This window comes from Noviherbaspirillum sp. Root189 (genome assembly GCF_001428545.1).
In the GTDB taxonomy this organism is placed as follows: domain Bacteria; phylum Pseudomonadota; class Gammaproteobacteria; order Burkholderiales; family Burkholderiaceae_D; genus Noviherbaspirillum.
In genome coordinates, this window is the sequence record NZ_LMHZ01000006.1 from 120,875 (window position 1) to 128,411 (window position 7,537).

Annotated in this window: 8 protein-coding genes; 2 read left to right on the top strand and 6 right to left on the bottom strand. The window is 56.8% G+C overall.

What is annotated here, in order from left to right; all coding sequences use genetic code 11:
- Nucleotides 1-14: 14 nt before the first annotated feature.
- From ASE07_RS04985 to ASE07_RS05000, 4 genes are read right to left on the bottom strand one after another with little or no spacing between them, the layout of a single operon-like run.
- The gene (locus ASE07_RS04985) at nucleotides 15-1,538 is read right to left on the bottom strand and encodes a malonate--CoA ligase (RefSeq protein ID WP_057289703.1); all 1,524 of its coding nucleotides are present in this window, start codon (nucleotides 1,536-1,538) and stop codon (nucleotides 15-17) included.
- 5 nt (nucleotides 1,539-1,543) lie between these two features.
- Nucleotides 1,544-2,317: an enoyl-CoA hydratase/isomerase family protein gene (locus ASE07_RS04990; RefSeq protein WP_057289704.1), complete on the bottom strand. Its 774-nt coding sequence runs from the start codon at nucleotides 2,315-2,317 to the stop codon at nucleotides 1,544-1,546.
- A 5-nt stretch (nucleotides 2,318-2,322) separates the two neighbouring features.
- Nucleotides 2,323-3,120 carry a prolipoprotein diacylglyceryl transferase gene (gene lgt / locus ASE07_RS04995; protein ID WP_057289705.1) on the bottom strand — a complete coding sequence of 266 codons (798 nt, stop codon included), beginning with the start codon at nucleotides 3,118-3,120 and terminating at the stop codon, nucleotides 2,323-2,325.
- Nucleotides 3,121-4,014 (bottom strand): LysR substrate-binding domain-containing protein, encoded by an 894-nt coding sequence (locus tag ASE07_RS05000; RefSeq protein ID WP_082583962.1) that lies wholly within the window; start codon nucleotides 4,012-4,014, stop codon nucleotides 3,121-3,123.
- Between the two features lie 131 nt (nucleotides 4,015-4,145).
- On the opposite strand from ASE07_RS05000, the gene ilvD reads away from it, so the two are divergent.
- Nucleotides 4,146-6,020 (top strand): dihydroxy-acid dehydratase, encoded by a 1,875-nt coding sequence (gene ilvD / locus ASE07_RS05005; protein WP_057289707.1) that lies wholly within the window; start codon nucleotides 4,146-4,148, stop codon nucleotides 6,018-6,020.
- 242 nt (nucleotides 6,021-6,262) lie between these two features.
- Here ilvD and ASE07_RS05010 read toward each other — a convergent pair whose 3' ends face one another.
- Nucleotides 6,263-6,481, bottom strand: coding sequence for a TIGR04438 family Trp-rich protein (locus ASE07_RS05010; protein WP_057289708.1), 219 nt, complete (start codon nucleotides 6,479-6,481; stop codon nucleotides 6,263-6,265).
- Nucleotides 6,482-6,631: 150 nt separating this feature from the next.
- Between ASE07_RS05010 and ASE07_RS05015 the strand changes: the two genes are divergently transcribed.
- A complete protein-coding gene (locus ASE07_RS05015) occupies nucleotides 6,632-6,940 on the top strand; it encodes a c-type cytochrome (protein WP_057289709.1) in 309 nt (102 codons plus the stop codon).
- A gap of 285 nt (nucleotides 6,941-7,225) precedes the next feature.
- On the opposite strand, the gene ASE07_RS05020 is transcribed toward ASE07_RS05015, so the two are convergent.
- Nucleotides 7,226-7,537: ABC transporter substrate-binding protein (locus ASE07_RS05020; RefSeq protein ID WP_156396399.1), on the bottom strand; the 312-nt coding region annotated here is incomplete at its 5' end.

Sequence of the window (7,537 nt, forward strand, 5' to 3'; positions counted from 1 at the left end):
GCCTCGGGCAATGGTCATGGATGGTCTTTGAACTGATCCCGCAAAACGTTCTTTTGCACCTTGCCCATCGTATTGCGCGGAAGGTCATGTACGAAAAAGATACGCTTGGGTACCTTGAAGTTGGCGATACGGGACTTCAGGTAGTCAATGATCTGCGCTTCATCTAACGCCGTATCGGTCTTGGTCACGACCACCGCGGTAACGGCTTCACCAAAGTCGGGATGCGGCAAACCAATCACCGCCGATTCGACGACACCTTCCATCTCATCAATGAAGGATTCGATCTCCTTCGGATAAACATTGTAGCCCCCCGAAATGATCAGATCCTTGCTGCGTCCGACTATGCTCAGATAACCCCGCGCATCAAATCTGCCTACATCACCCGTCTTGAAGTAGCCGTCAGCGGTAAATTCTTCCGCTGTCTTTTCGGGCATGCGCCAGTATCCCTTGAATACGTTGGGCCCTTTTACCTGGATGTCCCCGATCTCATCCACCGCACACGGCGTGCCGTCGCCCTTCACGACGCGTACCGAAACGCCAGGAAGCGGAAGGCCAACCGTGCCGCCGATGCGCTCCCCATCGTAGGGATTGGAAACCAGCATGGTGGTTTCGCTCATGCCGTAGCGTTCCAGGATGGTATGTCCGGTCCGTTCGGCAAAGGTCTTGAATGTGTCGGTCAGCAAGGGAGCCGATCCGGAAATGAATAGCCGCATCCTGGCGCAGAGTTCGCGATCAAAACCCGGCTCGGCGATTAACCTCACATAATAGGTCGGCACACCCATGAAGACGGTTGCCCGCGGCAGGCATCGTAAAACTTCAGCAGTGTCAAAGCGCGGCAGGAAAATCATCTTGCTGCCGTTGAGCAGCGCCCCATGCGATGCCACGAACAGGCCGTGTACGTGAAAGAGAGGCAGGGCATGCAGGAGCACGTCGCCCGCTTGCCAATGCCAGTATTCCTGCAGCACAAGGGCATTGGACGCGAGATTGTCATGCGTGAGCATGGCTCCCTTGCTGCGGCCTGTCGTACCTGAGGTATACAGGATCGCGGCAAGGTCTTCGGGGACGCGATGCACGGTGTCGAAACTGTTTGATTGCAGCGCAGCGCGCGTCAACAGCGTACCCGTCCGATCATCGCCAAGGGTAAAGACATGCCTGGTGCCGCTGGAAAAGGCAATTTGCGATACCCATCCAAAATTCTGAGGTGAACACACGACAACCGACGGTTCCGCATTCTCGATGAAGTAAGCCATTTCAGCTGCCCGATACGCGGTATTGAGCGGCAGATAGACATAACCTGCGCGTAGGGTAGCCAGATACAGGATCAGGGCTTCCGGGGATTTTTCGACTTGCACGGCGATGCGGGCATCCATCGGGAGATCAAGAGCGGCAAGCAGGTTGGCCATCTTGGCGCTGGCGCGGTCAATATCGTTCCAGCTGTAGTAAAGGCCATCATGTGTTTCAATACAGCACGCCGTCATGTCCTCCGGGAAGCGACTCTGGAACAGTGCGTAAAGGTTTGCGTTCGGGGTTGCATTCATTATTGTCATTTTCCTTTGAATACAGGTTTGCGTTTTTCGAGAAAGCTTGCAACGCCTTCTTGGTAATCGTGCGATTCAAGCAGGGAAAAGGCTTCCATCGACTCCGCATCGCTCAGGGGTGCAGCTTGCGTGGTCAGGCGATGTGCGAGCTTTTTGTTCATGCGCGCAGCCAGTGGCGCACCTTTGGCGATCCGTTGCGCCGCCTCATGCGCGGCGGCGAGCGCATCGTCGGCAATGCGCGTTACCAGGCCTTTTTCCTTTGCTTCCGCCGCGTCGAAAACACGTCCTTCGAGCAGGATATCCAGTGCAACCGCTTTTCCGACGAGAACAAGCAGATGTCGCATTTCGTTTGGCGCAAGTGCGAAACCGAGGCGGTTGATCGGTATGCCGAATCTGGCGTTGGGGGCGGCGATGCGCAAATCGCATGCGCTGGCAATTTCAAGTCCACCGCCGACACAAACGCCTTCAATCGCGGCGATTGTCGGATGCATGCATCCCGCAATGGCATCCAGCGCGCCTCCGATCAGATCGTTGTGGTAGTGAAGCCCTTGTTCGACCGTGCTTCGCACCAGCTTGAATTCCTCGACATCGGCGCCAGCGGCAAACTGATGATTATCACCTTGGATAATCACGCAGCGCAGCGTGTCATCGGAGGACAGTGATGCAAATGCTTCTTTCAGCGCCTCCCACATGGCAACGTCAAGGGCGTTCAGCTTGCCTGCATTGCAGAGTGTTACGGTGGCAATATCGCCCTGGCGGTCAACGTGTATCTGTCCCATATTGCTCAGGCAGGGTATCTGCGATAGGTGACGATCAGCGCCACGACCCCGAAAACAACCATCGGCAGCGACAGCATCTGGCCGGCTGAAATCGTGATGCCGGCGAAACCGACCTCATAGTCTGGCGTCCGGAAGTATTCGGTGAAAAAACGCGCAAGGCCGTAGAGGCCAACGAAAACCGCGCCGACCGCCAGCGGTGGACGTTGTTTGCGCGCGTAGATCCAGAGAATGATGAAAAGCAGCAGTCCATCGACCAGCGCCTGATAGATCGGCGACGGGTGGCGCGGTATGTTGTCCACGTTGGGCCAGATCATTGCCCAGGGCAGGGAAGGGTCCGCAGGACGGCCTGGCAGTTCGGCATTGATGAAATTCCCGATGCGCCCGGCCGCATAACCCAGCGGGACCATGGGTGCAATGAAATCGTAGACAGCGACCGTGGTGCGGCCCTTTCTCCGCGCCCAGAGCGCCATGGCGATCAGCACGCCGATAAAACCGCCATGGAAGGACATCCCGCCCTTCCAGATGGCGAAGATTTCCAGCGGATGGGTGAAATAAAAAGCCGGATGATAAAAGATGACCTCTCCCAGGCGCCCACCCAAAATGACACCCAGTACGCCGTAAAACAACATGTCATCAAGGTCCTCCGGCTTCCAGCCTGCCGCTGCCATATGCGGCTGGCGGGCGCGTATCCGGCCAAGGACCAGGAATTGGACAAAGGCGAGCAAGTACATCAAGCCATACCAGTGCACGGATAGCGGGCCGATTGAAAAGGCAATCGGGTCAGGCAGCGGGTGTGTCAGCATCTATCTCTTTCTTAGTAATTCAAGGAAGGTGCGCAGGGCTGGTGACGGGTTGTCGCGCCGCCAGGCCAGCCCGGTTTCCACGGATACGGTTTTATCGGACAAGGATTTGTAATCGACACCGGGTCGTTTCAGGTTAGACACGGATTGTGGCACAAGAGCAATGCCCATGCCGGCGGATACCAGGCCCACGATAGTCTGCATCTGGATAGCTTCCTGCCCGATGCGCGGCGTCAATCCGGCGTCACGAAAGCAGCCAACGATTGCATCATGGAAAGCCGGGGCGATGCGTCGCGGAAAGATGATTAATGGCATGTCGGCGACTTCCGCCAGTGCGACTGTCGCTTTGGTATGCAGGTCTTTGAAACCGTGAGGGAGGGCGAGAATCAACGGTTCGGATAAAACGGTGACATAGGCAAGTTCTGCTTTGGCCTTGTCGTGCAGCGGGGGAATCAGCAAGCCGGCGTCGATACGGCTATGCATCAGATCATCGACCTGCAAGTCGCTGGTGGCTTCACGCAGGTCGATCTGGATTTGCGGGTAACGTTCACGAAACTCGCGTAGCAACGGGGGAAGCACGCTGTAATCAGCGGTCGATACGAAGGACAGCGACAGCAAGCCCGATTCTCCGGATGCCGCTCGCCGTGCAATATCCGGGAGGCTGGCTGCCTGCTGGAGGATGCGGCGCGCTTCGGGCAGCAGGGCGGCACCGGCCGGCGTCAGGGCGACACTGCGCTTGGTACGTTCAAACAGCGGCGTCCCCAACTCGGCTTCAAGCGACTGTATGGTCTGCGACAACGGCGGTTGGGTCATGTGCAGACGCGCGGCCGCCCTGCCAAAGTGATTTTCTTCAGCCACGGCAACGAAATAGCGTAATTGCCTCAGTTCGATGCTCATAGGTTTTAATATGCAATTCGACTTAATCAGGAATGAATCATATATTTGACACCTAGCTGGGGGCAAGGCAATCTAGCGGTCTTTGCCGCTTCGTTAGGAGCGGCCATCCGACGAGATACCTGGAGACGACCATGCCGCAATACCGTTCCCGCACCACTACCCACGGCCGCAACATGGCCGGCGCGCGCGCGCTCTGGCGCGCTACCGGCATGAAGGATGGCGATTTTGACAAGCCGATCATCGCCGTAGTCAACTCCTTTACCCAGTTTGTTCCGGGGCATGTTCACCTGAAAGACCTCGGCCAGATGGTAGCCCGCGAGATCGAGGCCGCCGGCGGCGTCGCCAAGGAATTCAATACCATCGCCGTCGATGACGGTATCGCGATGGGACACGGCGGCATGCTGTATTCGCTGCCTTCGCGCGAACTGATCGCCGACTCAGTCGAATACATGGTCAACGCGCACTGCGCGGATGCCATGGTCTGTATTTCCAATTGCGACAAGATTACCCCTGGCATGTTGATGGCCGCGATGCGCCTCAATATTCCGGTGGTGTTCGTGTCCGGCGGTCCGATGGAAGCCGGCAAGGTCATCGAAGCGCTCCACGGCAAGCAGGAAGGCACCCAGAAGATCATCAAGGTCGACCTGATCGACGCCATGATCCAGGCGGGCGACCCGAAGGTGTCCGATGCCCAGGTCGCCAACATTGAGCGTTCCGCCTGCCCGACCTGCGGTTCGTGTTCCGGTATGTTTACCGCCAACTCCATGAACTGCCTCACCGAAGCCCTCGGTTTGTCCTTGCCGGGTAACGGCACGATTGTGGCGACCCACGCGGATCGCAAACAACTGTTCTTGCGCGCCGGTCGGCTGGTGGTCGAACTGGCGAAGCGTTATTACGAACAGGACGATGCGTCGGCCCTGCCGCGCAATATCGCCACCAAGACCGCATTTGAAAATGCCATGGCGCTGGACGTATCGATGGGTGGTTCCACCAATACCGTGCTGCACTTGCTGGCAGCGGCGCAGGAAGCCGGCGTTGACTTCACGATGGCCGATATCGACCGGATTTCACGCAAGGTACCCTGCCTGTGCAAGGTCGCACCCGCCACGCAGGACTACCATATCGAAGACGTCCATCGCGCCGGTGGCATCGTCGGTATTCTCGGCGAACTCGACCGCGCCGGCCTGCTCGACACCAGCGTATCGACGGTCCATGCCAGGACCATGGCGGAATCGATCGCCCAGAATGACGTCATGCTCAATACCGGCGCCGATGTGCAGCGGCTTTATCTGGCCGCGCCAGGCGGCGTGCCGACCCAGGTGGCCTTTTCCCAGGACAAGCGCTTCGACAAGCTCGACACCGACCGCGCCCACGGCTGCATTCGGGACAAGGAGCATGCTTATTCCAAGGACGGTGGTTTGGCGGTCTTGTACGGCAACCTGGCGGAGAAGGGCTGCATCGTCAAGACAGCCGGTGTGGATGAAAGTATCCTTCAGTTCAATGGAAGGGCGCGCGTGTTCGAAAGCCAGGATGCCGCAGTCGATGCCATCCTCGGTGATATCGTCAAGGAAGGCGAAGTGGTGATCATTCGCTACGAAGGTCCGAAAGGCGGTCCGGGCATGCAGGAAATGCTTTACCCAACTTCGTATATCAAGTCCAAGGGCCTGGGCAAGAAGTGCGCGCTGTTCACGGATGGCCGGTTTTCAGGCGGCTCGTCGGGCCTTGTCATTGGCCACGCATCACCGGAAGCGGCAGAAGGCGGCGCAATCGGACTGGTCAACGATGGCGACCTGATCGAGATCGATATCCCCAATCGTCGCATCAACCTGGCGATCAGCGATGCGGAACTGGCACAACGCCGGGCGGCGATGGATGCCAAGGGTGAGAAGGCATGGAAACCCGAGAATCGGGATCGCGTCGTCTCGCAGGCTTTGCAGGCCTACGCTGCGCTGGCCACCTCCGCCGACCGTGGCGCAGTACGTGACATTTCACAGCTCAAGCGCTGATTACATGACGCGTCGGGCCGATTGATGATTGGCCCGCGGTTTTGAGTTATCAATAAACGACTACGGGGCGCCTTGGCGCCCCGTAGTCGTTTATTGTTTAGAACGTCTGGCAATCTCGCGCGCCGCTTGCAACGTGGGGCACGGAGGTCTCTTGGCTGTGCGCCCGTATTGTTTTCGTCGGTGCGCCTTGCGACCGTCATTTTGACAGGCGCTTTTATGATGAGTACTTGTCTGGACCGGACTTATTTCTTGAATGCCTTGTTGACGCGCTCCTTCCGCGCTTTCTCCTGCTGATCATTTGCCTTGCGCTTGTCCAGGCCAAGCAGTCGTTCGATAAATTCGAACCAGATAAACGCCACCAGAAACAGTCCTCCGATCCACCACCAGGAAAATTCGGCGAACGGACCGACTTCAAAATAGCGAAGGATGGACAACAGTACAATGGCAATGATGATAGGCATGGTGACTCCTTTCCTGCAGGATAGAAGGAAAGTTTGTAACGGTCAATCTCGACGGTCAACGTGAGATTGACGTGTCGCGTTGGTCTGACATGCGTTACGGAACATAAATGAACGCTGTAAAATAGTGCGGTTTTTCAACTGGAGGTAGTGATGAAACGTTCTTTGTTAGTATGTTTGGCTGCGGGTACACTGGTATCCAACGTCGCGATGGCGAATGCCGATCTGGCGAAATCCAAGAACTGCATGGCTTGCCACGCAGTGGGAAACAAGGTTGTTGGTCCAGCGTTCAAGGATGTGGCGGCTAAATACGCCGGTCAGAAAGATGCTGAAGACAAGCTGGTACAAAAAGTAATCAAGGGTGGCGCGGGTGTATGGGGCGCGGTCCCGATGCCGGCCAATGCGCAGGTTAGCGAAGCAGAAGCGCGCACCTTGGTGAAATGGATAATGTCCCTGAAGTAATCGTAAAACTTGTTTTGTTCAATGCCGCAGTGCTTGAACAACTGGAATAGTGGGAATCTCTGAAGCAGAGAAACTCGGCAAATCAAAACAAAAAGCGCTTAAAAGAGCGCTTTTTGTTTTTCGGCCTTGCAAATTCTGTTCCGGTACTGGTCTCGATCGATTGGCAGGCGCAGTCGCCGCCCGGGTCCGCATCGCCAACGCGACAAATCCAGGGGGTACCAGCCTCAACACCAGGCGAAAAAAAGCCCCGGTGATAACCGGGGCTTTTGCACAGCAAGAAGTGAATTACTTCACGACAGCGATTTGCTCACGCTTGCCACCCTTGTAGGTGTACAGCGTCAGCGTGCCGTCCTTGATGTCGCCCTTCGGGTCGAAGACGATATTGCCGGTCACGCCCTTGTAGTTGATCTTCTGCAGTTCTGGCAGGTACTTCGCCGGATCTGCGGAATTAGCCTTCTTCATTGCTTCTGCCATCACCATGATGGAGTCATAGACGTATGGAGCGTAGATCTGGACGTCGGCATTGAACTTCTTCTTGAAGGCAGCACGGAAGTCTTCCATGCCCTTCTTCTGTGCTTCTTCCACACCGCCTGCTTC

Excerpts from the sequence above, each read along its gene's own strand:
- ASE07_RS05000 (WP_082583962.1), bottom strand. The coding sequence starts at position 4,014 with ATGAGCATCGAACTGAGGCAATTACGCTATTTCGTTGCCGTGGCTGAA.
- ASE07_RS05015 (WP_057289709.1), top strand. The coding sequence starts at position 6,632 with ATGAAACGTTCTTTGTTAGTATGTTTGGCTGCGGGTACACTGGTATCC.
- ASE07_RS04990 (WP_057289704.1), bottom strand. The coding sequence starts at position 2,317 with ATGGGACAGATACACGTTGACCGCCAGGGCGATATTGCCACCGTAACA.
- lgt (WP_057289705.1), bottom strand. The coding sequence starts at position 3,120 with ATGCTGACACACCCGCTGCCTGACCCGATTGCCTTTTCAATCGGCCCG.
- ilvD (WP_057289707.1), top strand. The coding sequence starts at position 4,146 with ATGCCGCAATACCGTTCCCGCACCACTACCCACGGCCGCAACATGGCC.
- ASE07_RS05010 (WP_057289708.1), bottom strand. The coding sequence starts at position 6,481 with ATGCCTATCATCATTGCCATTGTACTGTTGTCCATCCTTCGCTATTTT.
- ASE07_RS04985 (WP_057289703.1), bottom strand. The coding sequence starts at position 1,538 with ATGAATGCAACCCCGAACGCAAACCTTTACGCACTGTTCCAGAGTCGC.